Source organism: Frankia sp. QA3, from assembly GCF_000262465.1.
Classification (GTDB): Bacteria; Actinomycetota; Actinomycetes; order Frankiales; family Frankiaceae; genus Frankia.
Map to the genome: position 1 here is coordinate 2665481 of NZ_CM001489.1, position 25452 is coordinate 2690932.

At 74.4% G+C, this 25452-nt stretch carries 19 protein-coding genes and 1 pseudogene; 18 read left to right on the forward strand and 2 right to left on the reverse strand.

The features are described 5' to 3' along the window. The first annotated feature begins 6 nt into the window (after positions 1–6). The 17 genes from FRAQA3DRAFT_RS10850 to FRAQA3DRAFT_RS10930 all read left to right on the forward strand — a co-directional run bounded on the left by FRAQA3DRAFT_RS10850 (position 7) and on the right by FRAQA3DRAFT_RS10930 (position 23983). On the forward strand, positions 7–399 hold the full coding sequence (locus FRAQA3DRAFT_RS10850) for a hypothetical protein (protein ID WP_009739093.1): 393 nt from the start codon (positions 7–9) through the stop codon (positions 397–399). After that, the gene (locus tag FRAQA3DRAFT_RS10855; RefSeq protein ID WP_009739094.1) at positions 396–944 is read left to right on the forward strand and encodes a hypothetical protein; all 549 of its coding nucleotides are present in this window, start codon (positions 396–398) and stop codon (positions 942–944) included. Before FRAQA3DRAFT_RS10850 ends, FRAQA3DRAFT_RS10855 begins: the two co-directional genes overlap by 4 nt. A 4-nt stretch (positions 945–948) precedes the next feature. Further along, the gene (locus FRAQA3DRAFT_RS10860) at positions 949–1734 is read left to right on the forward strand and encodes a hypothetical protein (RefSeq protein ID WP_009739095.1); all 786 of its coding nucleotides are present in this window, start codon (positions 949–951) and stop codon (positions 1732–1734) included. Beyond that, complete coding sequence (locus FRAQA3DRAFT_RS10865) at positions 1731–2420, forward strand: hypothetical protein (protein WP_035920856.1); 690 nt, start codon at positions 1731–1733, stop codon at positions 2418–2420. The genes FRAQA3DRAFT_RS10860 and FRAQA3DRAFT_RS10865 overlap by 4 nt, the downstream gene beginning before the upstream one ends. Before the next feature lie 12 nt (positions 2421–2432). Continuing rightward, positions 2433–3452 carry a hypothetical protein gene (locus FRAQA3DRAFT_RS31470; protein WP_009739097.1) on the forward strand — a complete coding sequence of 340 codons (1020 nt, stop codon included), beginning with the start codon at positions 2433–2435 and terminating at the stop codon, positions 3450–3452. Beyond that, complete coding sequence (locus FRAQA3DRAFT_RS31475; RefSeq protein WP_009739098.1) at positions 3449–4138, forward strand: phage baseplate assembly protein V; 690 nt, start codon at positions 3449–3451, stop codon at positions 4136–4138. Before FRAQA3DRAFT_RS31470 ends, FRAQA3DRAFT_RS31475 begins: the two co-directional genes overlap by 4 nt. Before the next feature lies 1 nt (position 4139). After that, positions 4140–4541: a PAAR domain-containing protein gene (locus FRAQA3DRAFT_RS10880; protein WP_009739099.1), complete on the forward strand. Its 402-nt coding sequence runs from the start codon at positions 4140–4142 to the stop codon at positions 4539–4541. Continuing rightward, complete coding sequence (locus FRAQA3DRAFT_RS10885; protein ID WP_009739100.1) at positions 4538–5050, forward strand: hypothetical protein; 513 nt, start codon at positions 4538–4540, stop codon at positions 5048–5050. Before FRAQA3DRAFT_RS10880 ends, FRAQA3DRAFT_RS10885 begins: the two co-directional genes overlap by 4 nt. A gap of 1 nt (position 5051) precedes the next feature. Further along, positions 5052–6761 carry a baseplate J/gp47 family protein gene (locus tag FRAQA3DRAFT_RS10890; RefSeq protein WP_009739101.1) on the forward strand — a complete coding sequence of 570 codons (1710 nt, stop codon included), beginning with the start codon at positions 5052–5054 and terminating at the stop codon, positions 6759–6761. Continuing rightward, entirely contained in the window at positions 6758–8008 is a 1251-nt protein-coding gene (locus FRAQA3DRAFT_RS10895; protein WP_009739102.1) for a hypothetical protein, read from the forward strand. Before FRAQA3DRAFT_RS10890 ends, FRAQA3DRAFT_RS10895 begins: the two co-directional genes overlap by 4 nt. A gap of 3 nt (positions 8009–8011) precedes the next feature. Next, entirely contained in the window at positions 8012–8557 is a 546-nt protein-coding gene (locus FRAQA3DRAFT_RS10900) for a hypothetical protein (protein WP_009739103.1), read from the forward strand. Between the two features lie 61 nt (positions 8558–8618). Further along, complete coding sequence (locus tag FRAQA3DRAFT_RS10905; RefSeq protein ID WP_009739104.1) at positions 8619–9575, forward strand: hypothetical protein; 957 nt, start codon at positions 8619–8621, stop codon at positions 9573–9575. A 9-nt stretch (positions 9576–9584) separates the two neighbouring features. Continuing rightward, positions 9585–11285: a hypothetical protein gene (locus tag FRAQA3DRAFT_RS10910; RefSeq protein ID WP_009739105.1), complete on the forward strand. Its 1701-nt coding sequence runs from the start codon at positions 9585–9587 to the stop codon at positions 11283–11285. After that, positions 11282–12133, forward strand: coding sequence for a hypothetical protein (locus tag FRAQA3DRAFT_RS10915; RefSeq protein ID WP_009739106.1), 852 nt, complete (start codon positions 11282–11284; stop codon positions 12131–12133). Before FRAQA3DRAFT_RS10910 ends, FRAQA3DRAFT_RS10915 begins: the two co-directional genes overlap by 4 nt. After that, on the forward strand, positions 12130–13845 hold the full coding sequence (locus FRAQA3DRAFT_RS10920; protein ID WP_009739107.1) for a hypothetical protein: 1716 nt from the start codon (positions 12130–12132) through the stop codon (positions 13843–13845). The genes FRAQA3DRAFT_RS10915 and FRAQA3DRAFT_RS10920 overlap by 4 nt, the downstream gene beginning before the upstream one ends. Beyond that, a complete protein-coding gene (locus FRAQA3DRAFT_RS10925; protein ID WP_009739108.1) occupies positions 13845–17147 on the forward strand; it encodes a hypothetical protein in 3303 nt (1100 codons plus the stop codon). Before FRAQA3DRAFT_RS10920 ends, FRAQA3DRAFT_RS10925 begins: the two co-directional genes overlap by 1 nt. Then, positions 17144–23983 carry a Rhs family protein gene (locus tag FRAQA3DRAFT_RS10930; protein ID WP_009739109.1) on the forward strand — a complete coding sequence of 2280 codons (6840 nt, stop codon included), beginning with the start codon at positions 17144–17146 and terminating at the stop codon, positions 23981–23983. Before FRAQA3DRAFT_RS10925 ends, FRAQA3DRAFT_RS10930 begins: the two co-directional genes overlap by 4 nt. Positions 23984–24050: 67 nt before the next feature. Here the strand turns inward: FRAQA3DRAFT_RS10930 and FRAQA3DRAFT_RS37085 are convergent. Together FRAQA3DRAFT_RS37085 and FRAQA3DRAFT_RS10935 are read right to left on the reverse strand one after the other, a co-directional pair. Next, positions 24051–24224 (reverse strand): annotated as a pseudogene (locus FRAQA3DRAFT_RS37085) (IS6 family transposase); the annotation flags it as partial. Positions 24225–24398: 174 nt separating this feature from the next. Continuing rightward, entirely contained in the window at positions 24399–24884 is a 486-nt protein-coding gene (locus FRAQA3DRAFT_RS10935) for a MarR family winged helix-turn-helix transcriptional regulator (RefSeq protein ID WP_035920860.1), read from the reverse strand. Positions 24885–24993: 109 nt separating this feature from the next. Between FRAQA3DRAFT_RS10935 and FRAQA3DRAFT_RS10940 the strand changes: the two genes are divergently transcribed. Next, a complete protein-coding gene (locus tag FRAQA3DRAFT_RS10940; RefSeq protein ID WP_009739111.1) occupies positions 24994–25419 on the forward strand; it encodes a hypothetical protein in 426 nt (141 codons plus the stop codon). Positions 25420–25452: the final 33 nt, after the last annotated feature.

Consider the following 25452-nt stretch of genomic DNA (forward strand, 5'->3'; position numbering starts at 1 on the left):
AGCGTCATGCCCCTGGTCTTCTCCGCCCGAGACTCCGAGGTGCGGGTCGGCAACGACCTGATCGAGGGTGTCCGGGGGATCGAGTACCGCTCGACCCGTGACCGCCGCGAGGTCACCGCGATCGGCAGCGACGAGCGCATCGCCGTCTATTACGGTGCACGTTCGGTCACCGGCCGGCTGCGTGTCGCCTCGACCGCCGTCGTCCTCGACAGCCTGCTCACCACCCCGGCCGAATTCCAGGTGGTCGCCACGCTGCGGCACGGCGGCGCCCAGCGAACGGTCGCCTTCGACGAGTGCTGGCTGGAGTCCAAGCAGGTGGCGCTCGCCGAAGGCGGCCACAGCGAAACCGTCTACCAGTTCTCCGCCACCCGGGTGCGCGAGGAGGACTCGAAGGTATGACGACTCCCGTCACGTTCGACAGCGTCCGCGTCGAGCCGGGTGCGCTACGGCTCGGCGACGAGATGTTGCCGCTGCGCCTCGTCACGGCCGATCCCACGACCGACGTGGCCGCCGAGGTGACCTGGCGGGGGGTCGGATACCGGCTGCGCGCCTGGACGTTCCGCGAGCGCCGCAGACTGCTGGTCGCCCACCTCACGGCGGATGGCGAGCTGGACGTCGCGGCCCTGGCCGCCGCGGCCCTGGCCGTGCTCGTCCGGCCCGTGCCCACCGAAACGCAGGACCGCGAGGTCGTCGGGCTGGCCGCGTTGGCCTGGAGCGCCACGGCAGGCGCGCGCACGCCGGCGCCGACTCCGGGTGTCGACCCGGCGACGCAGACGGTGACGCTCGCCGCGGCGACCGGCTGGCGGCCCGGGGACATCGACGGTGCGCCGGCCGCCGACGTCGACCACTGGTTCGCCGCCGTCCCGAGCAGCGCCGGGCCTGTCGCGGCGGCACCGCGGGCGACGGACGACCCGACGTTCCGCTCGTTCCGGTTGGAGGACTGAGCACATGAGTGCCCGGGTGGCCAGAGCCGAGGTGGAGGCATGGCTGCGGGCCCTGGCCGCGCCGATGGTCCCGCCGGTACCGGCCGATCGCGGGCCGGTACCCGAAGATCGAGCCCCGGCGTCCTCGGTCGAGCACCCGGACCCGGTCGCCGAACCGGCCGGTGCACCGGTCGCCGCCATGTCGGGATGGGAACGACCTGCGGCGAAGGGAGCCCAGGTCGCAGCCACTGCCCGGCCCGGCCCGGTCGTCTCGGCGGGCGAGCCCGAGCCGTGGACGCTCGGCGCGTTCGGCCGGGAGGAATTCGGCCGGGAAGGACCGGCGGGGGCTGGGCATGCGCCGACGACACCCGTGCGCGCCCCCGAGCTCACGCCGTCCGCCGTGCTCGATGGTGGCAGCGGCGAAGGCTCGGCGCCGGGCCGGGGTCCACGGCGATCGCTTCGCTTTGATACGGCGACGAGAACCACGGTGACGGTTCCGCCGGCGGTCTCGGTACCGGCGGTCTCGACCCCGGCGGCCCCCGGTCGCGCTCCGATGATCGCCCCGACCGCGTGGCGGGACGAACTGGCTCCCGTCACCGACGTCGAGGCTGCCCTCGCGCCCCTGCTGCCACCGACCTCCGAACCGGGTACGGGCACCACGACCGGTGTGCCCGACGTCCTCCGCACGTCGCCGGGTCTCTCTGTTCCCGCCGGCCCGGATCCGATCGCCGTCGGTGACCTCGCCGACCTGCTCGCCGGCGTGCTCGAGGACGAGGCGCGCGTGCTCGGCGTGCTGGAGCTGGAACCGTGAGGGCCGTCCCGATGATCGGCGACGTCGCCCTGCGGGCCGTGCAGCGGATCCGGCATGAGGTCGACGGCGGGTTCGCGCTGATGCCGGTCGAGAACCTGCCCGGCCGCCTGGTGCAGCGGCACGGCCGCGGCTCGCACGTGATCGAGCTGGAGGGCGTCCTGTACGGCGACACCGCCAAGGACGACCTCGCCGCCCTGCAGGATCTGGCCAGGAGTGGGGACGAGCAGGTGTTCACCGCGGACATCGTCACGGCGCTGGACCTGGGACACGTCGTGGTCGAGCGGTTCGTGGCGGGCCAGATCGCCGGGCACGTCGACCATTACGCCTATCGCCTGCGCCTGGTGGAGTCCCCCGAGCTGCCCGAGCCCGCCACCGTCGGCCTCGGGCTGGGCTTCGGTGACCTGGGCTTCGGCGACCTCGGCCGGTCGGACCTGGGCCTGCCCGATCTCGGCATCGACCCGTCGGTGCTCGGCGACATCGCCGACCTCGCGGGTGATGTGGCCGGGGCCGTCGACGCCGCGATGGATGCGGTCGACACCCTGCAGAGCCTGGCCGCAGCCGCCGGCGGCCTGGCGGTCGGCAGTCCGGTGCAGCCGCTGGCGGATGAGATCGGCAAGCTCGGGCAGCTGGCGGACCGCGCGAGCGGGGCCGTCGCCGCCGTCGTCTCGGCGTTCTTCGAGGGCTAGGGGGCGCGCACGATGTTGACGCTGGGCCACACCCTCGTCCTCGGGGGCCGGGAGTTCACCTCCCACGCCGTGCACGTGCGCTGCGAGCGGGCCGTCGCACCCGGTGTCGGGCGGCTGCGGGTGCGGTTGCCCTACGTCGGCGGCCTGCCTGCCGCCGTCGGCGACGACGTCCGCCTCGATCTCGACAGTGGCGACGTCGCGGCCGGTTCGGCCACCGTGTTCACCGGGACGATCACGGCGCTTCGGCACGGCCCGGCCGGGGTGGACGTGCATGCCGGTGACGCGTCCTGGGCGCTGGCGCACTACCGGCCCGCGATCACCTACGAGGGACAGACCGCGGGCGGTGTGGTGGGCGCGCTCGCCGGGGAAGCCGGCGCGAGCACCGCCACGCTGGACGACGGGCCGACCCTGCCGGCGTACGTCGCCGACGGCGCCACCACCGGCTGGGAGCACATCGCCCGCCTCGCCGCCTGGTCAGGCGCCGACGCGTACGTGACCGCCGACGGCGACGTCACCCTCCGAGCCCGGGACGCGTCGTCGGTCGATGCCGCGCTGCGCTGGGGCCGCGAGGTGCTCGCCGCCGGCTCGACCGATGCTCCGCTGCCGGCCTCCGGTGTGGCCGACGCGGGCGAGGGACCCGGGCCGGCCGACGACCGTCCCGGCGCCTTCCGGTTCACCGCCACCGGCGCGCCGCCCGCCGCGCCCGTCGCCGTCCGGTACCGCCCCGGCCTGCGGGCCACCGATGTCACCAGGGTTGCCACCACGAGCTGGATGACCCGCGAGGCGACCCGCCGCCGTCCGATCGAGCTCCTGACGTTCCTGCTGCCGGCCCTCGGCCCCGGCGACCTCGTGGAGGTCCGGGACGCACCGGTCCCGCTGTCGTTGCTGCAGGTCAGGAGAGTCGAGCATCGGGTGGACGCGGCGGGCGCCCGGACTCGGATCGTGGCTCGGGCCGGCGCTGGCTCCGACCTGCTCGGCCAGCTCGGCAGCCTGCTCGGCAACCCCGCGGGAGCTGTTGGAGGTCTGTTGTGACCAGACTGGCAGAGGCGGTCACGGCACTGGCCCGGCACGAGGTGGCGCGGCTGCGGGTCTGCGAGATCGGCATCGTCCGCTCCGTCTACTCCGCGGCGACCGGCGATCCCGGCGCCGACCACGCCTGCGGGGTGGAGCTGCGCGACACCGGTCTGGTGCTGCCCCGTGTCCCGGTCGCCGTCGGGGTCACCGGCGCCGCGTCCCTCCCGCGGGTCGGCGACCTGGTGGCCGTGATCTTCGCCGGCGGCGACCTGCACGCGCCGATCGTCATCGGCCGGCTCTACCACGACGGCCTCGAGCCGCCGGAGCACGCCGCGCAGGAGAGCGTCGTCCGGCTGCCCGCGGGCGAGAGTGACTCGACGGCGCGCCTGGACGTCGTCGCAACCGCGCCATCGGCGTCCGGTCGCCTCCTCACGATCGGCCTGGACGGCGACGTCCCGGTCCAGGTGCGGATCGCGCCCGCCGAGGTGGTCGTCACCGTCGGCGACGCCCGCCTGTCGTTGCGGCAGCCGGGTGGCGGACCCGGCCGCGCGACGCTCAAGGTCGCCGACTGCCAGGTCGACCTCGACGGCAACGGCGACGTCACCGTCCAGGCGAGCGGGACCCTGACACTCAAGGGCCGGACGGTGAAGATCGCCGGCGACACCCAGGTGACCGTCAAGGGCCAGACCGTGGAGCTGAACTGAGATGGCCGGGCAGCCCGCGGCCGCGAAGGACAACCGGGTGGTGGCCGTCGACACGCACATCGTGATGGTTCCCTCGCCGTCCGGCGTCACCCCGCTGCCCCTGCCGCACAGCTTCAGCGGCGTGCTGGACGGTGGCCTGGTCAGCACCGTGACGATCGGCGGGCAGGCCGCCGCGGTCGTGGGCTCTACCGCGTCGAACACCCCGGCGCACGTCCCGACGCCCCCCGGAGCGTCGTTCCAACGGCCGCCGTCGGACAAGGCCACGGTGCAGGTCGGCTCGGCGACCGTGACGATCGGCGGGAAGGCCGCCGCCCGCAACGGCGACGTAGCCATCACGTGCAACGACCCGGCCGACCTGCCGGCCGGTACGGTCCTCGCAGCCGGGACGGTGATGGTCGGATGACTGAGCGGACGAGCGCGCAGCGGCGCCTCGGCACCGACCTCGCGCTGACCGCCCTGTTCGCGGCCGACGAGTGGGGCGCCCACGATCTCGGGACCGTCCTGTCGCGCCGCGGCAGCAGGGTGGTCGCCGCCGTCCTGCCGGACGGTTCGCACGCACCCGACCCGACTGATCTCGCCACGCTCACCGGCCGCCAGAACCTGGCGCAGTCGCTGATCCTCCGGCTGCTCACGCCGCTCGGCACGCTCGCCCCGCTCGGACACCCCGGCTACGGCTCCCGCCTCGGCGAGCTCGTCGGCCGGGCCAACGACCCCGTCGCCCGGTTCCTCGCCCGGCGTCACGTCCTGGCGGCGATGGCCCAGGAGAGCCGCGCCCAGCTCGTCGACCTGGTCTTCGACGACCCGGCGACCTCCGGTCCGGGCACGCTCGGCTTCACCGCCATCGTCCAACCCCTGCTGGACGGCGAACCCGTAGGCGAGCCGATCGGCCTGACCGTCGCCGTGGAGCTGTGACGTGTTCACCGCGCGCACCTACCCCGACATCGTCGCCGAGGTCCTCGTCGCGGTGACGCAGGGAGTCGTCGGCGACGTGCTCACCGTGCCCGGCGTCGTCCCGGACGGGCACCTGTTCTTCCTGCCCCGCCGGCCGGTGCGGCGGCTTTCGCTCGTGTCCGGTGTGGTCGAGGCGCCGGACGGCTCGACGACGCCGTGGCGGTTCACCGACGCCGACTGGGAACTGGTCAGCTCCACCGGGAGGCCCGAGGAGCTCGACGCCCTGCGGTTTCGCCCCCGCCGCCCGCGCCCGGCCGGTGGGTCGGTGCTGCGGGTGAGTTACTGGCCGCGCGACGTCCCGGCGGTGCCGCTCACCGACCTCGGCGTGGGCTCCGTGACCCGCACGCTGCTGGAGACGCTGGCCCGGGAGATCGCCGACGCCGAGGCCCAGCTACAGATCGTCTACGACTCGGCGTTCGTGGACACCGCCGAGGGCCGGGCTCTGGACCGGGTCGTGGCCCTGCTCGGCATCGAGCGCCGGCAGGCCGACGTCCCGGTCGGCAAGGTCCGCCTCCTGCGGCGTCCCGGCACGGCCGGGCTCGTCACGGTCCCGGTCGGCACCGTCGTGATGTCCGCGCAGGGGGCGCGCTACCTCACCACTCGGGAGGCGACGCTGCGGGCCGGTGAGTCGTCCGTGGAGGTCGGCGTCGCCGGCGAGGCCCGGACGACGCCGCTCGTGGGGGTGGGCGAGCTGGAGCGGCCGGCGCTGTCGCTGGCCGGCGTCGATCGCGTCACCAACGAGGCGCCCACCTTCCAGCCGACCGGCCCGGAGGAGGACGACGCCCTGCGTGCCCGCGCCCGGCGCGCCTTCCACGGCGTCGGCCTCGGCACGCTGGACGCGCTCACGCACGGCCTCGGCGGCCTGGACGGCGTGACCGGCGTCCAGGTCACGGAGTTCCCCGACGGCAAGCCCGGCACCATCGCCGTGGACGTCGCTCTCACCGATCCGGACGACCCGGACGCCGTGGCGGCGGTGGCGGCCACGATCGAGCGGCTGCGCCCCGCCGGCATCCGGATAGTCTGGCAGTCCGCGGCCCAGGTCGAGGTCGTCGTCGACGTCACCCGGCTCGTCCTGACCGGCGGCAATCGGCCGGTGGCCGAGCTGGAGGACGTCCGCGCCGGGCTGACCCGGCGGCTCACGACCGCGATCTCCGAACTGCCGCCCGGTGGCCGGCTGGCCGCGCCGCGCGTCGCCGCCCTGGCGCTCGCCGACGACCGTATCGCCGACCTCGACCTCACCTTCACCCTCGACGGCGAGGCAGGCCGGGCCGAGGTCGCGCTGCCGGCCGGGAAGTCCGCGCACCCGGTCACGCCGATCGCGTTGCCGCCGCCGCGGTACACCGACGTCGGGGCGCCCGGTCCGCAGGTCCGGCTGCAGGTGCGGGTGATCGGGCCGGTGCAGCTGATCGGCACCACGACGCTCGCCGCCGCGACGGACGCGATCCGGACCCGGACCCTGGCCTGGCTCGCGGCGGCGACCCTGCTGGACTTCACCGCGTTCGCCGCGGCGGTCCGGGACGACACCGCCTACGCGCTGGTGCTCGAGGAGGTCGCCGTCGTGCTGGAGCGCGACGGCCGCTTCGAGCAGCTCGTGCTCGGCTCGCCGTCCCGGCCGGTGGACGCCCGGGAACGCCCGAAGCTGGCCGGCGTCGAGCTGGGGGCGCGGTCGTGACCCGCACCGACGCGATGGCCTCCCGGCTGCCTGCGATGTACGACACCCGCCCCGGCACGCTGCTCACCCGGCTGCTGGACCAGATGGCCCTGCCGCTCGAGAAGGTGGACGACGAGCGGCTCGCGGTCCAACGCGCGCACTGGCTGCCGACCGCCGTCGACCGCGCCGACATCGGCAAGCTCGGTGCGCTGCTCGACCGGCGACTGGAGGACTGGGAAAACACCGCTCTGTTCCGCGTCCGGCTGGTCGCGATCGCCCGCGCCCGGTTGGCCGGGGCCGTCACCGCCGGGCCGATCCTCGGCTACGTCGAGGACCTGCTGCGGGCCGGCCGCCTGAGCCTGGGCCTGGACGTTGCGGCGGCGGCGGGTGGGGCGCGCGCCGTCCTGGTGGAGAACCCGCCGCTCACCGGGCGCACCGTCGTCGGTCCGATGACCCCGCTCGACCGTTTCACCGCCACCAACGACGGCCTCGATCCCACCGTCCTGGAGGCCAACCTGGTGGCGCTGCCGGGAACCCGCGCGGCTACGCCCGTGCTCGCCGTCCCGGGCACCGGCTACCTGCTGGGCTGGGCGGGAGTGATCCCGGCCGGGTCGCGGCTGCACCTGCGCTGGGACGCCGAGGCGAAGGCGCTGACCGCCGACCTCGATGGCGCGGACCGCACCGCCATGCTGTTCAGCGTCGCGGACTTCGAGCCGGGGAAGAGCCTGACCGCGGCGCAGCTGCGACGCCCGGCGGAACCGTTGAGGCTGCCGGTCGGGACGACCACGGTGTGGTACGTGACTGCCGGCCTGTTCGACCGGCCGGAGCTGGACGCGGTGATGTTCGCGGTGGCGCGCGAGGCGCTCCGCCAGGGTCGGTTCGACCAGGACGGGTGGGACGACGCACTGATGTACCAGCCGCCGCCGCTGTGGGGCGAGTTCTTCTGGACCTCCCCTGCCCCGGCGAGTTTCGACGTCCACGTCCCCGCGGGTGTGCTCGCCGCGGACCGGCCGCTGTGGCCCGACCGCGAGCAGGCCCGGGAGCGGCTCGGCCTGCTGGCCGCGCAGGGTGTGGAGGAGCTGCGCGCGGCGGGCGTGCGGGCGCGCACGGACCTGGTCCCGCTGCGCGAGGTCATGCCGTTGCGGGACCGGGTGACGGTCGGCGAGGGCCTTCTCCTCGTGGACGGCGCGCCAGCGGCCGGCAGCCCGGTTCCGGAGTTCGGGGCGCTGCTGGACGGCACTCCGATGGATCACTCGCGACTGGAGTGAGGGATGCGATCAGATGGGAACCCCCGAGTTTTCCGGTCCGGCGCCTGGCTGGTGGTCGAGCTGCACGACCCCACCGGGACGGCGATCGCCCGGCGCCGGGCGCACAACGCGGTGCTCGCCGGCGGCGCCCAGCTCGTCGCCGACCTGTTTCGCGGCACCGTCGGCGCCGGTCCGGTGAACCGGATGACCGTCGGGGCCGACCCGGCGCCCGAGGTGCCGCCCTTCGCGACCACCGAGCTGTCGCCGTCCGCCCCGGACACCGGCGAGCTGACCGGGCCGCGGGACGTCGAGCTGGCCCCCGAGGCGTTCACCGTGGCCCTGGACGCCGAGCGGAGGCGGATCCTCGTCACCGCCCGCGCCGTGCTCCCGGCCGGCGACCCGGGCACCGCGCTGCGCGGCCCGGTGGCGGAGGCGGCCCTGCTGCACCATGCCGAGGACGGCACCCGCCGGCTCTACAACCGGGTGGCCTTCGAGCCCGTCGTCAAGCGCCCCGAGCAGGAGCTTTCCCTGTACTGGGAGGTTGCCTTCCCGTTCGGCGACCCCGACTGACTGTCCCCGATCCCGACCACCCCGACATCTCCCCGACCTCGACCACCCCGGAAGGATCACCATGGCGACCGGTGCCTTCAATATCCAGGTCAGCGGACACGCGCCGGCCCGGCGTGACGTCACGCTGGAGATCATCAGCGAGACCACGGGCGAGAAGCGGACGGTGACGCCGTTCCTCGACGGGTCCGCGATGGTGCGTGGGCTGCCCACTGGCGCCTACCAGGTCCGGGTGCTGCACCCGAACGTCGTGGGCGAACTCGTCGACATGCGCCGGGTGCGGTTGTTCGAGGGGCTGCCGACCCGCATCACGCTGCCGCTGCCCGAGGACCTGTTCCGCGACACCCCGGTGCGTAGGACGCCGGATACAGATCTCACCCCGGTCCGCGACGCCGCCGTCTCGGCCCGCGACCTCGTCGGCCCGGCAGGTGGGAAGAAACCCGGCGACCCGATCCGAAGCGAGGACTGGAACGCCGTCGTCGGCGCGCTTGGCGACCTCGCCGGCGCGGTCGCGGAGCTGACCCGGCTGGTGGCGCCGCAAGGGCACGATCACCACGAGCTGGAAGAGAAGATCGACGAGGTCAACGGCAACGTCCGGCGGTTCACCGACCAGTTCGGCGCCCAGCTCGCGCGGATCCAGCGGACCCTGCAGACGCTGGCGATCGAGCGCCAGGTGAACGACACGTTCGCCGCGGCGGGGACCGTGCCCGACGCCGTGCGGGCCGCGGTGGCCGAGTCCGTCGGGACGCTGAAGTCCTACTCCGATTCGGACACCCTGATCTGGGGGGCACGGAAGAAAACCGCGTACGCCACCATCCTCAGGGCGATGGGCGACCTGCGCGACGCGCAGCCCGACCCCACGCCGCTGGAGGACAACGAGCTGTTCAAGAGCACGCTCGTGGTCGCCACCGAGGAGGCCTCGGTCGCCGCACCACGCACGGTCGGCGGCGAGATCGACCAGTACGGCAAGGTCAACGCCAAGACGTCGGGGGCGCTGCTCTACCGCGCCTTCGGCGCGTAGAGGCCGGCCGTGGCCGCCGAGGAGGAGCGCGCGGCTGTGATCGCCGCCGTCCTCGACTCGCTTTCGACGTTGGGGGGCCGCGCGCCGGGCAGCCCCCTGCGCGCCGACGACTGGAACGCGCTCGTCGCAGCCCTCGGCATGGTGGTCCGGCTGTCCGCCGCCGGGGACGCCGGGACGCCGGGTCCGGCGGCCGGAGCCGCGGGGGAACTGCCCCCCGGCTCGGTGAGCATGGAGGAGCTCGCGCCGGACGTGCGCAACCTGCTGCGGTCCGGCCCGTTCGCGGACCCGGAGCAGACCATCGGCCGGTTCTCGCTCGACCGGCGGCTGTCGGCCGTGACCGAACGGCTGGACGCGCTGGAGGCCCGGCTCGAGGCGCTGCTGGCTTCGCTGCACCGCACGGAGAACGACGTGTCCCGCCAGGGGAGCGACCTGCGGCTGGTCGACCAGCGGGTCGCCGGCACCACCGGGCTCAGGGCCGAGGTCGGCGACCTGCGGACCCTGCTCGGCAACGTCCGCGCCGACGTTGCGGACGTGCTCGTCCTCCGCCAGCAGCTCAACGGGCTCGACCTCGCCCAGCTGCGAGCGAACGTCACCGAGCTGACGGCGTTCCGGGACGCCTGGCGCGACGGTGAGGGTCAGGTGACGGCCTTCGCCGGGTTCAGCCGCCGGCTCACCGAGATCTCCGACCGTGCGGTCACCGACGACGAGCTCCGGACGATCCTCGACTCGCGCTTCGACACCTTCGTCGTGGACCCCGGTCCGATCCGCACCACGGTGACCAACGACTTGCGGGCCGAGGTGCTCGCGGCCAAGGAGGAAATCCGCCGCGGCTCGGCGATCTCCGTCGCGCGGGCGCTGGCCGACCTGCGCGGCAGCCTCGACGCCGAGGTCATCCGGGTCGTCGGTAGCCAGGTGGCCGGCCTCACCGCCCAGCTGTCGGACGTCGCGGCGCGCGCGGCCGACGAGCGGCTGGCCGCCACCCGGGACGAGCTGCGCGCGCAGACGGCCCAGCTCGTCGACGGCCGGATCGCGCGGCTCGGCCCCCGGGTGGCGCCGCAGGACCTGGCCGACCTCGAGGCGCGGCTCGACACGCGGGTCGACGCGGCGCGCTCGGCAGGCATCTCCAGGGACGAGGTCGGCACCCTGCTGACCCAGGCCCGCGTCGATCTCGGCGGCCGGATCGACGACGTCGTCGCCGGGGTGGAGAGCAACCGCCGCGGCCAGGCCGAGCTCGGGGCGACGCTGCGGCGCGAGCGCGCCGACGCGGCCGCGGCCGAGAGTCGCCGGCTGGAGGGGCTGATCGACGCGCAGGCCCGCCGCGAAAGGCTCGAGCGCGCAGGCGCGATCGACGCCGCCGCGCAGCGGGTGACCACCGATCTCGGTAGCCGGATCGACCTGGCCGCGCAGGCGTCGCGGGCCGAGCGGGACTCCGCGGTGGCCTCGGCCGTGGAGGCACGCACCGCCGCGATCCGCGGCGAGCTGGAGGCTCGGGTCCGGGTCGTCGCGCAAGACGCCGTGGCCGCCGTCGAGTCCGACATCGTCGACCTGCGTGGGCAGCTGCGCGGCCTGGACGGCCGGCTGAACGACGCGAGCCGGCGCGTCGGCGGGACGCACCTGCGGCCCGGACTCGCGGGCGGCGGCCTGATCGAACCCGGAGGTGGCTTGATCGAACCAGGAGGCGGCTTGATCAGGCCGGGAGGTGACGGGTGAGTGTCGCGCGGATCGAGCAACGCCTGGCCACGCTGCTGTCGACGCCCGCGTTGACCGTCGGCACCGGCGTGGTCACCGTCGGCGGGCATTCGATCGCGGCGGCGGTCTCGGTGTCCGGGGTGACGCCGCGCCCGCAGTTCGCCACCCACCTGCCGACCGAGTTGCTTCCCAGGACGCCGCAACGGGTCAGCAGCGTGACCGTGCGCGCCGTCCTCTCGGTCGCCGCCGCGGCTGGGGGCAGTGGCCGGGCCGACGCTCTGGAGGCGGCCACCGTGCTGTGGTGGCGCTGCGAGGACGCCCCGGTCGCCACCGGATCCGGGTTCCCGGCCGACGACCTGACCGAGGGCTATCGCGTGGTCGAGGTACGGCCCGTCGGCTGGACGACGCCCGAGTCGTCCGCCGCGGACGAGCGGCAGTACCACCGGATCGACCTCGATGTCGACGCGCTGGTCTGGCCGCGTACCGTCGCACCGCGGGCCGGGGACACGATCGGCCCCGTGCTGATCCGGCTGAGCGGCGCGCTGGCCGGCGAGGAACCGATCAGGGTGCGTCCCGGCGCGCAGGCGCAGATCGGGGTGGACGTCGATCTGCGATCGCTCGTCCTGCACCCGCGCGCGCCGGGCGACCCGGCGCCGCTGCCGCGAGAGGCCACCGTGACCGTCGTCCCGGTGGGGGACGCGGCGGCCGGGTCGGTGGCGGCCGCGACGGTACCGCTGACGGGTGACCGCGCCGTCGTCACCTACACGGCGGGTGCCACCGGCGGCCGGGACGAGTTGCGCTTCACCCTCGCCCCGGACGGCGCGGAGCCGCTGGCCCTGGGCGCCGTGCCGGTAGAGGTGGTGCCATGACGGTGCGGACGTTCCCGCCGGCGGGCCGCTTCCCCGCCCTGTCGACAGGTGCGCCGGTCGACGTGGAGTTCCCGGCCGAGGGCGGCACGGTCCCGCTGCGCCTCACCTTGACCGCCGCCGCCCCCGTCGCCGACGCCACCGGCACGACCCGGCTCGGTGTCGACCTCGACCTGGTGTCGCTGACGATCAAGCCGCTCGATCACGAGGTGGCGGTGCCGGTCCCGCCGACGATCGGCAAGGTGCTCGCGGCCGACCTCGACATCGACCAGGAGGTACGCCGGGTCCGGATCTTCGACCTCTCCCTGCCCCGTCACGGCGACACGCTGTACGCCTTCGCCGACGGCGACGTGCGGGTCGAAACGCCGCGTCAGGACGGTGATCCGCAGGCGCGCACGTCGGTCCGGGCGGTGCTGTCGGCCGGGCCTCGCGGTGCCCAGGCCACGCCGCCGACGCGCGGGTTCCCGGGCTTCGGGCCGCCGGATGCGGCCCGGCTCTACGGGGACCAGCTGCCCTGCGGCAGTACCAGGGGCACCCCGGCTCAGATCACCCTGGACTGCGGGGCGCCGGTCCGTGGCGGCCGGGTGGAGCTACGGTTCTGCACCGGGGACGACCCGCTGCACCTCGCCCCCGTCACGGTGAGCGCCCGGGCCGAGGTCGTGCGCTCGGCGCCGCCGCGTGGGCTGCGGCTCACGGTCGGGCCGGCGAGCTCACCGGTCCTCGCCTGGCAGCACGACCCGCCGCTCACGGCCCCGGACGCGGTCGAGCTGGTGCCGGTGCTCGGCGCCCTGCTGGACAAGGCGGCTTCCGCTCCCGGGCCTGTCACCGTCGACGCCTCGCTCACGTGTGCCGTGGCCGCGAAGGTGCGGCTGGTGTTGTCCACTCGCGGTGCCGCCCGCACCCGCGGGCGGTACCAGGACGACCCGGCCCGGGTCGCGCTGGCCGGTGCCGGAGGTGTCCTGGCCGCGGGCGTCGTCGGCGACCCGGTCGCCGCCACCGCGACCGCACGGCTGACGGGCAGCGCCGGCCCGGTCCGGCGCACCGCGGCGTCACCGTCGCCGCTGGCCGACCCAGCCCGCACGGGCACCGTCGTCACCGACACCCGGTACGTCGCCCGGCGGCTGGACGCCACGGCGCTGGAGGCGCGGCCGCTGGTCCGGGTCGGGGTTCTGGCCGCGGCGGTCGCCGGCGAGCTGGTGGTGGAGCTGCGCGCCGACGCGGGCGGCCCGGGTCCGGTGCTCGCCCCGGGCGGGGTCACCGCCGTGAACACGCACGCGGTGCCCGCCTGGTGGACCGTCGAGATCCCGCCGTTGCGGCCGGGCGCCGTGCCGGCGGCGGGCTGCTGGATCGTGGCCCGCACGAATGCGGGCCGTCTGCTGTGGGCCGACGGGGATCCGCCGGGCGAGACGATGACGAGCGAGGACGGCGGGCGCAGCTGGTATCCGGCGCAGGGCCGGTCCCCCGCCCTGGCGCTGTTCGTCGACGATCCGGGTGGCGCCGTCCCGCCGCTGCTCGCCCGGATCGGCACCGTCACCTCAGCGTTGCTGCCCGAACCCGGCGCCGCCTTCGACTCCGTCGTCACCTGGCCGGCCGAACTGCGCCAGGCCCTGCCCACCGCGGCGGCCGCGCACCTGGACTGCGCCCGTGACCTGCGGCTCGAGGTCGTCGACCTGCGTGTCTCCTGGACCGCCACGCTGTCGCTGGGGAGGGCCTGATGAATCTCGCCGCCGACGTGCGCGTCTCCCTCGACCTGAGCACGCCCGTAGGTGCGGCCAAGGGCACGCTGCTGGCCCACCTCGACACCGACGCCGTGCTCAACGCTCTCGTCAGCGGCGACGCCGCCACCCTGGCCACCGGCGATCTCGGCATCGCGCTGGCGGACCTCGGCAGCGGTCTGTTGGCCTCGCCGGAGACCCTGCTCGGGCCGTTGGAGGAGGCGTTGAGCCAGCTCGCCGGCGAGCTGGATCTCGGGCCCCTCGGCAAGCTCGGCGACCTGCTCGACACCCTCGAGGTCGTGGGCCGGGTCGCCGAGCGGGTCATCGCCCTGACCGCGCCGGGCGTCGCGCCGTTCGACCTCGGCTCGGCCTCGGCCGGCGGCGGGTTCGGCCTGACCGGCTCACCGCTGCCCTCGATCATCGGCGGGTCGTTCGGCGACGTCGTCAATCTGGTGCTGGACAACGTGGATCTGCCGAACCGGCTCGCGCCGGTCGGGAAACTGCGTGCCGCCGTGGACGCGGTCGACGGGCTGGTGCTGACCGGTGACGCCGCCGCCGTCCTCGAGGCACTCGCCCCGCTGCTGCTTCCCCTGCCGCTGCCGGCGCTGCGGCAGCTACGCGCGCACCTGGACCTGTTCGACGCCCGCCTCGACCGCGTCCCCGCACCGGATGCGTTGCTCGCCGCGCTCGACGGCTGGTCCGTCGCGCTGGACGCCGTCGCCTCGCTGGCAACGCCCACGCCCCAGGCGCTCGCGGACCTGGCCCGCGCGCGAGACGCGGCCTCCGCCGCGCTCGACGCCCAGGTCACCGGCCTCGACGCCTGGCTGGACGGGTTCGGCTGTGGCACCTGGACCGCCGAGCTGCGCCGCCAGCTCGGCCTGCTGCCCGCCGTCCCGGCTGTCCGGATCGACGCGCTTACCCGTGACCTCGCCGCCGACATCGGCCAGGTCCGGGCCATCATGGCAGCGGCCGGCGACCAGGCGATCCTGGACGGCGTTGGCCGGTTCGCCGCCCAGGCGCACGCGTTCGTGGAAGCCACGCTCGGCGGCATTCCGGTGCTGCTGGATTCGGCCGAGGAACGGGTCAGGGAGCTGTTGTCGCAGCTGCCGACGCATGCCTTCCGGGCCGGGCTGGTCCAGTCGGTGGACGACGTGATCGACCGGATCGACGGCCTCGGCATCGACGCGGTCCCGCGGGCCGTCGAGGACGCGGTCGCGCAGCTACGCTCCGTGGTGCAGGGGGACGTCGTCGGCCGGGTGCGGGCCGCCGTCGGCGGCGTGGTCTCCGACGTGCGGGACGCCGTCGGCGAGCTCGAGCGACTGCTGGACGACGTCACCGGGGCGCTCGACACCGCGGTCGGCGCGGTGACGCCCGTGCTCGCCCGGGTGCGGGCCGCCGTCTCGGGCTTCACGGGCGAGATCGACGCGGTGGTCAGGCTGCGCGGCGAGATCGACCTGCCCGGGGCCGCGCAACGCGGCGTCGACGCCGTCACCGAGCTGGCCGATGCCGTGCAGGGCCTGCTCGGCGGCGGCGTCGTCCCGGACGCGCTGCGGCCCGTGCTCGAGCAGGCCGCGGACGCGCTGGCGAGCGTCGACCTGAAGGCGATCCTGACGGAGCCCGCGTCCCAGGCCGTGGCCGACCTGAGGATCGAGCTGCCGGACGACGTCACCGACCTGCTCGCGGACGTCGCCGCCCTGCTGCGGGACGCGCTGCCGCTCGCCCTCATCGCCGAGCTGGACGCGCCCGTGCTCCGGGTGTCGAGGGCGCTGGCGGACTTCGACCCGGTGTCGCTGCTGTCGGGGGTCTCGCACGCCCTCAGCGACGCCGCCGGGACGGTCGAGTCGCTCGATCCGCGCCCGCATGTGTCCGGCGCCGAGGAGGTGTTCCAGGAGGTCCTGGCGCGGCTGGACCGGCTCGACCCCATCCGGCTGCTGGCGCCGGTGGCCGGTGTCTACGACGATCTGCTCGGCAAGCTCGGCGGCGTCGACCTGCAGGGGGTCGGCGACCGGATGCTCTCCGGGTTCGAGGCCGCCGGCGCGCCGTTACAGGAGGTCGTGACGACGGCGGCGCGCCGGCTCGCCAGTGAGGCGAAGACGCCACCGGCCGGCGGCACCCCGCCGCCGGCCGTGCCGGGCGACCCGGCGCCGCCCGCCGACCGGCCGGCGGCGCTGTTCCGCCCCGGCGATGGGATCCGCGCTCTCGGGGCCGTGCTGGACCGGGTCCGGGTCGCGTTGGCGCCCGTCGACGACGCCGTCCTGGTACCGGTGTTCCGGGAGCTGCACGCGCTGACCGTGGGGCTCGCGGTCCGCGCGGTGCCCGAGGACCTGCACGGCCGCCTCGTGACCGCGTTCGACCGGGCGCTGGCGCCGGCGCGGTTGGAGGCATCGCTGCCACCGGCGGTGCGGCTGCGTGCGGCCTGGGACCGCGCGTCGGCCCGGCACGGCCTGGACGTCGCGCTGTCCCCGGCCGTCCTCTTCGATGCCCGGACGACGGCGGCCCGGGCGCTGAGGGCGCGGGTGGATGACTGCACCGGCGACCTGGTCGCGATCGGCGGGCAGCTGTCCGCGTTCTGCTCCGGTGTCCTCGCCGCGATCCCCGGGGCGCTGGCCGAGGAGGTCACCGGTCGCGGGCCGATCGACGCCTTCCTCACCCAGCTCGACCCGGAACCGGTGGCCGCCGCCCTCGACGCCCTGGCGCAGGAGGCGGCCGAACGACTGCTCGCCGTCGGCGACGCCCTCGCCCAGGCGCTGGAGAGCCTGCGGGCGGACATCGAGGCGCGCCTGGTCACCCTCGGCCCGTCGGCGATCATGGAGCGGCTGGCCCGTCTGCTCCTGCTGTTCCGACAGGAGCTGGACCGGATGCACCCGGCCGAGATCGGCCGCGACCTGCGCCCGCTGTTCCTCGCCGTCCGCGGCCGGATCGAGGCGTGGTCACCGGTGGCGCTGGCCGGGCGGGTGGCCGAGGCGCTGGTGGTCGTCGCCGACGCGCTGCGAGCCCTCGACCCGGTGGTGCTGCTCGGCGACCTGTCCGATCTCGACGGCCTCGCCGAGCGCGTCGCCGGCCTGGCCCCCGGACGGCGGCTGCGTCCGCTCGCCGACCAGCTCGGCGAGCTCGGTGAGCAGCTCGCCGGCCTCGACATCGAGGCGAGTGTCACGGTGATCACCGACGCGGCGGCCGAGATCCTCACGGAGCTGTCCGCGGCCGTGGACGTCGTCCTCGACAAGCTGGCGGATCTGCTCCGCTCGCTCGGCTCGAGCGCCGACGTCTCGGTGACCATCGACGTGGGGGTGTCCGTCCGATGACGATCCCCGCCCAGGCCCCACCGCTCACGGAGCTCACCGTCGTCCGGGACGGCGATGGCCGCGCTGTCGCGCTCGAAGGGGACGGCGTGCGGCACCACCGCCGGGACGACGAGGGTGGCTGGACCGTCATCGACGACCCCGCCGGTGCGACCAGCCTGCGGCAGGACGAGTACCGCACTGAGCTGCTGCGCGACGGTCACCTCCTGGCGCAGCGCCGGGCGGGCGACGCGGAGGAGTGGACGGTGCCGGGCACGCCGCAGCCGGTCCGGATCGAACGGGACCCGCAGGGCCAGGTCTGCCTGGTGCTGGTCGGTGACCGGGTCGTCGCTCGGCGCGCGGACGGCGCCACGGCCCGGGTGCTGCGGTGGGCGAGTGGGGACGTCGGGCACGGCCCCGAGGGTCTGTTCGCCGCCGGGCCGCGCCAGAGGTCCCGACTCGAGTGGGCGGCGCGCGCCGAAGGGGGCACCCTCACGCTCGGCCGCGACAGCTATCGGTTCGACGCCGAGGGCCGGGTCGTCGAGCACCGCCATCCCTGGCTTGGCGCCACCCGGTACGCGTTCGCCGGCCGGGAGCTGGCCGCGGTCGACACCCCGGACGGGCGGGTCGAGCTGCACCACAGCGCGGACGGCCGGGTCCGGGTGCGCCGGGACACGAGCGGCCGGACGACGTACGGCTACGACGAGGCCGGCCGCCGGGTGCGCGAGACCGGACCGTCCGGTGTCCGCCGCCTGGAGTGGGACGGGCTCGACCGGCTCGTCGCCGTCGCCGACGAGGGATGGACGGTCCGCTACGGATACGACGGCTTCGGTCGTCGGGTGCGGCGGACGCTGGAGGGAGCCGCCGGCACCGACGTCCGGCTCGAGCATCGGGACCTGCAGGGGCGGCTCTGGTCCGTCACCGACGCCGGCGGCCGGGCCCTGCGCACCTTCGTCTGGGACCGGCACAGGTGCCTGGCGGCGTTCGACGGACCGGCGAGCGGCGCCCCACCAGCGGCCGTGTACGTGACCGCGCCCAGCGGCGTCCCGGTGGGCTTGATCGACGCGGCGGGTGACGTGCGCGACCTGCCGGCCACGCCGTACGGAGAGTACCGGTCGGCCGACCACCCGGCGCTGTGGTTCCACCTCGCCGACGAGCGCACCGGCTACGTGCACCTGACCCAGCGGGACGCGGATCCGGCCACCTGGCAGTTCCTTTCGGCGGATCCGTACCACGGCGACGACGCCGCGGACGATCGGCGGCGGCTGCTGCTTGGTCTGGACGGCCCGCTGCCGCACGAGCGCGACGACCGGACGACGCCGTACGCCGTGTGCGGGTTCGACCCGGTCCGCCGTGTCGACCCGAACGGCGCGATTTCCGCCGGCACGGTGCTGTGGCAGATCTTCGGCGGCCTGACCTGGCATCTTCCGGCACACACGATCAACTGGCTCTGGATCCACCCGTTCGTGAACCTGTCGTTCGCGTCGATCCTCGCCTGGCTCCCGGCGGCGGGCTTCGACCCGCGCGGCGCCTACGACTCGTGGTGGGAGTTCTGGCTGCCGTCGAACTACAGCTTCGAGGAGTCCAAGCGGCAGGACATCGGGGCTGAGCTGATGGCCGGCTGGATGTCGTCCAACCGTACGTTCACGTTCCAGAACGCGATCTGGGGGCGCAGGCGGGAGTGGGAGACACTCGGCAACGTCGCGAGTCTGCAGCCGTCAACCCCCTACGCGCAGCAGCGGCCGGGGTCGCTGCTGCGGATCAGCCGCGGCGACAGCAGAGCCGCCGACGCCGTCGACGCGTGGACGATGGTCGCGGACGGGATCGACACGCGAGCGGCGGCGACCAGGCAGTACGACGTCGCCGGCGGTACCGACCACGAGGCGATCCTCGGCAGCGGCCGCGAGCGGCTCCTGACCGGCGGGAACCTGCACGTCTTCCGGCAGATCAGGAGCGCCGGCGTCAGCCTGCCGGGCACCGACCCGGCGGCACCGGCAGCCGGTCCGATCGCGATGCACTCGCGGGCGACGGCCGTCCAGGAATGCGCTCCCGGGGCGGCCTGCGCGCTGGTGACCCTGCGCACCACCGCCCAGGTGTTCACCTACTCCGGCACGGACGCGGCGACGGCGGACGGCGACGTGATCCGGCTCGGGGGCGTGCTGACGATGGTGACCGCGGTCCAGGTCAACGGTGCCGGCACCCCCAGGACGGCGACCGAGATGTCCGTGCAGCCCGGCAACCAGACCGTCACCCTGCCGGTGCCGGGCGACTACCGGGCCCAGTGGGCGAGCCTGGATCCGGCCGGCGCGCAGAGCCTCGGCTCCCTGTCCGGGGACACCACGCGCCTGCAGTTGCCGGACTCGGCGGTGGCCTGGACGCCGAACAGCATCGCCCGGTTGGACGGCGTCGCCCTGGCGCCGGTCGACGCGGTCGAGAGCCATCTGCCGGTGAACGCGCAGGTGACGCTGACCGCCGGGTCGGCCGTGGTCGCGTTGGGGGCGCCGGTGCGGGTCGCGGCCGCACTGGAGCCGGACGAGCGGCTGCGGGTCGCCGACAACGCCGTGGGTCAGGGTGTGGTGCTGCTGCTTGCCCGCGGTGGTGGCGTCCGGCTTGCGCGCGTGACGGCGGTGGCGGACGACGATCTGAACCACCAGGATCTGCTCACCCTCGACGCAACCCCGACGGCCCTCGGCCTGCCGGGCGCCGGCGACCCCCTGGTCGACATTGTGACCGCCGGGCCATCGCGGGGCACCCTGGCGGCGAACGTCCCGCCAGGCGCGGGTGACGCCGTGACGAACCTGGCCGTCAACGCGTCGCTCGGCGCCAACGTGGTGGGTCTCGACGTGGGCGGCGCGCTCGCGACCGTGACCGGGGCCGAGACCCGCGCCCTCCACCTGACCATCGCGAACCCGGTGGGCGGCGCCGGCCCGTGGAACGTCGAGCGCTTCACCTTCCCGGCCGGCGCCCGCACGCACGACGGCGCGCTGTCCGGCCCGCTGGAGATCGTCCGGTTCACGGCGGGGGACGGTGCGGCGACGATCGCGTCGGACGCCCTGCTTCGGCTGCGCGCGGTCACGGTTCCGGCGGCGGTGCCCGCGGTGGCCGGCCTGGTCCGGGTCGGTGACCACGAGTTCACCCGGCCCTCACCGGACCCCACGCTGGCCGCCGGCGACCTGCTCGCCGTCCAGGGCACCCGGACGGACGTCGTGTCCGTGGCCGATCTCGCGATCACAGTGACCCTCGACCGACTGGTCGGCGCGCCCGGGGACCACGTCCGCCGCGTCTGCGCCTTGGTGAACGGGGAACGGCTCTACGACGCCGTCCGGGTTGACACCACCGTCCGGCTCACCGGCACGACAGGCATCACCAACCCGGCGTTGCTGCCGGACTGGGTGGCCGGCGACATCGTGCAGATCTCGATCGGCGGCACCACGCAGGAATGGGTCCTCGACGCCGCCCCGGACGGCGGGCGGCTGGCGCTGCGCAACGGGCCGGGCGTCATCCCAGGAGTCGCCGGCGCGATCGGGACAGTGCGGCGACTGGCACCGATCTGGCCGCCCCTGGCCCGCGAGGTGACGGACCCCGCCCGCATCTCCACGGTGCTCGCGCAGGTTCCACGGCCCGCGGCACCGGGGACGCTGGTCTCCCAGCACGTCTGGATCACCGGCACCGGCGCGCTGACGGGTGCCGTCGGGCTGGAGATCAACGGCACCGTGTTCGTCGCGCGGGTCGACGCCGTGAACGCGCTCTCGGTCCGCTCCTCGACGCTGCCGCCGGGACCGCTGGCCGGCTACGTGCGGCTGGCGGCGTCGTCGGCGTCGGATCGGATCAGCGCGCGCTGGCATCTGATCGGTGACGAGATCCGGATCGACGACCAGGCCGCGCCGACCCCGGCGGGTGGCCCGACGGTGGTCCTCGATGCCCTGGCCCCGATCGCGCAGAGCGCGGTCACGCCCAAGGAACAAGCCCTCATGCTCCCGGCCGAACCCGAGAACGAAGCGTGGATCCTCACCGCCCGGCAGGCCCTGCGCGAGCACGAGTTGCGGCACACGATCCAGGCGTCGAGGTGGGGGCCGATGTTCCTCGGCCTGCCGCTTGGCATCGTCGGCGACGCGCTGTGGGACCTGCGCGGTGGGTCCGGGTCCTTCGAGTCGTCGCCGTTCGAGACGGTGAGGCCGCTGCCGGAGGAGACCACCGGCGACCGGCCCCGCCCGGCGGGCTTCCGGCTCACGGCGCCGACCGGGCAGTTCCGGCTGGGCGTCGGCGAGGTGGTCGAGTTCGAGCTCGACGGCAGGGCGTGGCGGACCGTGATCATCGCCGTCGACCAGGGCGACGGGGGGAAGTTCTGGGTGCGCAACCTGCCCCCGGACGGGCTCGGCGAGGCAACGGCGCGGGCCCGGACCCTGCATCACACCGAGCCCCAGGGCGATGCCTGGCTCAAGATCTTCAGGATTCTGGACCTTCTCACGAACGCGCACATCATGGAGTTCTCGACGGGTCTGATCTGGGAGGGCCTGATCGGCCTGTTCTGGCGGGCCGGGCGCCTCATGGACTTCAAGCTGACCTCCAGCGTGGACGTCACGGTGACGGACGCCGGGCGGGTCACCCTGCACGCCGCCGACGAGGCGGCGTTGGCCAAGCTGCACCTGGACGTCGGCGGCGAGGTGATCGTCGACAGTGACGCCGCGCGGGACGACTCCACCCGGACCGTCGTCACCGGCCTGCTCGGCGCCGACGTGACGGTGCGCGACGCCGTCCCGCGCTACCCGGGTGGCGCCCGGATCCGGCTGTGGCGCGGCCAGGGCAAGGACCCGGACGACGTCTGGGACCTGCGCACCTACCGGCCGGCCACGCTGGAAGCCGGTGCCGCGGACGTGATCTCGGTTCCCGGTGACGCGCCCGGGTTCCGCCCGCTCGACGTCCTGGTGCTGAAGTGGACCGGCTCGACCGGGACCAGACACTCGCTGACCACCCGGGTGACCACCGCGCTCGACGGTGCCCCGCCGCGGTACAGGCTGGCCGACGCGATCGATCTCGACGGCGCCGACCCCGACACGCTGCGGCTGTCTCGGCTGCGTGACGACGACGACCCCGCCACGCAATGGTTCGACACCGGCTTCTACGAGACCCCGATCCGGATCCGCCGCGTCACCCGGTACCTCTTCGACCCATGGCGGGCCTTCACCCTCGGCACCGAGTTCACGCAGCCGGCGGACGGCTCGACGTTCAAGACCGTGCTGGCCTGGATCGCGCGCGGCGTCCGCTACGCGGTGTCGAACCGCACCTGGACGCCGCTGTTCGGATACGTCTGGTGGACAAGCATTTTCGGTCGGGACTCGAACAGCGGGCTGGAGCAGTCCGCCTCCTGGAACGGTGGCGATCTCTACTCGACCATCACCCGCAGCGGCGACCCGCGGTTCGCCGCGTCCGAGGGCGGCCATGGTGATGAGCCGGGAAGCTACGGAATTTTCGAAGGCGAGCTGCTGCGGATGTGGACCTGGGAGTCCTGGCGCTGGAATGACGTGTTCGCCAGCATCGAGGCCATCGGGGGTTCGCCGGTCAGGCCGGTGTACGCCTCGGGCACGCACACGGCGACGCAGAACCCGGCACTGATCAGCGCGGCGTCGCCGGTCACGCCGTGGGACGATCGCTGGCGGTTCACGCCCCCGACCGGGCTGGTGACCGGGTTGGAATACCCGGCGGAACTGGCGCAGAGCTCGACCACCGGCGCGGTCGCGGGGTTTCGCCCCTCACCCCTGCTGCAGATTCCCACCCGGGCCGATGTGGCCCGCAACAGCGGTGTCTACTTCGTGGCCTGCCAGGCGGGAGCGTGGCGGGTCGGCGTCGCGAAGCCGACCGGCATCGACACCGCCGCGCAGGGGGCAGGCGCCCAGTACCACACCCGCACGGTCCAGGTCGGCGCGCTGACCGTCACCGCGGGCGGCACGAACCTGCCGTGGCAGCCGCCCGGTGCGGCCGCGGCGCTCACGCTGTTCCTCACCCAGGAACTGCCGGTCGACGTGACCGGCGGGAACGGCGGGACCTACCGGTTGCGGCTGCTCGACCCCCAGGCGGGCACCGTCGTCAACCAGACCGCGGACCTCAGCCTGCGGGCCCGCATCATCACGGGCACGACCGAAACCGTCGAGGTGGTCAGGGTTTATCGGCCCGACGACCCCTGTTTCGCCCGGTTCGGCACGTACCTGGCCCAGCCGATCGCCATCCCGGTGCGGCGGTTCGGCGTCACCGTCACCGACACCATCACGCTCCGGAACGGTCCCGACCCGACGTCCCCGGTGGCGAGCCCCGGTGCGCCCGTGCGGCCGGGTGCCGCCCTCTCGGCGCTGCTGCCGGTGACGACGTCGGCCCTGCCGACGGTCGCCTTCGCCGGACCGCCTCCCGTCGGTGCGCCGCCGCTGCCGGTCGTCACCGGGCCGTCGCCGGCGGGGAACCTGAACCGGTATCAGATCGCGGTCGATCCGCAGCCGCCGGAGCAGTCGGTGACGTTGCGGGTCACGTTCCGGTTCGCCGACCCGAACCCGGCGGGCGGCGGGGCGACGCGGGACGTCGTCACGTCCTTCGACGTCCAGCCGGCGGCAACCCTGTCCGGCCCGGCCCTGGTGGGTCCAGGAGCCACGGTGCTGCTCACCGTCGTCCCGTCGGACGGGGCGGCTCTGGTCGCCGCCGATGTCACCCTGCCATCGGGGGCGGATGTCCCGGTGGCAGGTGTGACCGTGTCGGTGACGGCCGCGGGTGAGCTGCGGGTCGCGGCCGGGGCGGGGGCGCCACCGGGAACGCCGTTCCTCGTCCGGGCCCTATGGAAGGGCCAACCGGCGCGATCCTCGATGGCGATCGGCTGACCTGGCGCGGGTCGGCACTGTCGCATTGAGTGGGACGGGCCAGGGCGGTCCCCGGCTGATGCCGTGATCAGAGCGCCAGAGCGAGTTCGGTGAAGGCCGCCGACAGCCGCAGCAACGGGTCGGGGTCGGTGGCAGGTTCGCAGTGACCGCGGCGGATGTTCTGGACGAGGGCAGGCCCGGCGCTGATCGTCTGGGCGGAGCGTAGGCGTCTCAGCCCGCGCAGGTGCCGGAGTCTGCTTTCAGGCGGCAGGGTCGGGCGGCATCGACGAGCAGTGGCGTGAACCTCTGCACCCACCGGTAGACGGTGACGTGGTCGGAGTCGGTGGACGGACACGACGTCGGCGCATCATTCGATCATGACTGACCGCTGGCCGAGACGGCGGACCTCGCCAACGCAACTGTGCCGACCTGGCGGTCAGGCGTTCGGCAGCAAGGGCGTGCTCGGCCGTGCGTCGGTGTGGTGGTCGAGGACCCGGCGCAGGAGCAGGGTCAGTTGATCACGTTCGTCAGGGGTCAGGGCCGCGAGTAGTTCGTCCTGGACGCGGGTCAGTTGCTTCTCCAGCCGTCGCAGCTGACGGCGCCCGGCGGGGGTGATGGTGATGATGTTGCGTCGCCGGTCGGCCGGGTCGGGGGTGCGTTCGACGAGCTGCTGGTCGGCCAGTTCGTTGATGGTTGCCACCAGGTCGCTGAGGTGGATGCCGCTGCGGCGGCCCAGGTCGGCCTGGCTGGTGGGGCCGAGCTCGTCCAGCCAGGCCAGCGCCCGGTAGTGGTAGCCGCGGGCACCGACCGCGGCCAGGCCGTCCGACACCAGCCGGTGAGCCTGCTGGGCGGTCTGCGTCATCAACCAGCTCGGCATAGCGGCGAACCGGCCCGCAGCCGTCGCGTCATCCGGTGCTCGCATGTGACCAGCCTAACAAATTCGTCGCCGCCCTAACGATGGACAGTCTATCGTTCGCCTCCCTAACGTTAGATTTCTAAACGTTAATCATCCGAACGAATTGGGTGAAGTCATGACCACCACCGTCCAGATCCTCACCCCCCAGATCGTCGGGCAGGCCGAGAACGCCCACAAACCCGTCCTCGCCCGCGTCCTGGCTCCCACGGGCACCACGAAGAACCAGTGGGTGGCATTGGTGATGACGGTCACAGCCGGTGGCGCCGTCGAGACCGATCAGTTGGCCGACCGGATAGCCGGCGCGCTGAAGGTCGACCAGGTCGTGGCGCGGGACGCGATCGCCGAGCTGGTCGCCGCGGGGCTCCTGGCCGCCGAGGCGTCCCGGGTCGCGCTCACCGAGGCCGGGCGGTCGCGGTACAGCCAGATCCGCGCCGCGATCGACGCGGTCATCGTGCCGGCCTACGCCGACATCCCGTCCGAGGACCTGGCCACAGCGGCCCGCGTGCTGACGATCATCACAGACCGTCTCAACGCCGCGTAGTCCCAGCACGCCTCACCACTCGAGGAGAAACCG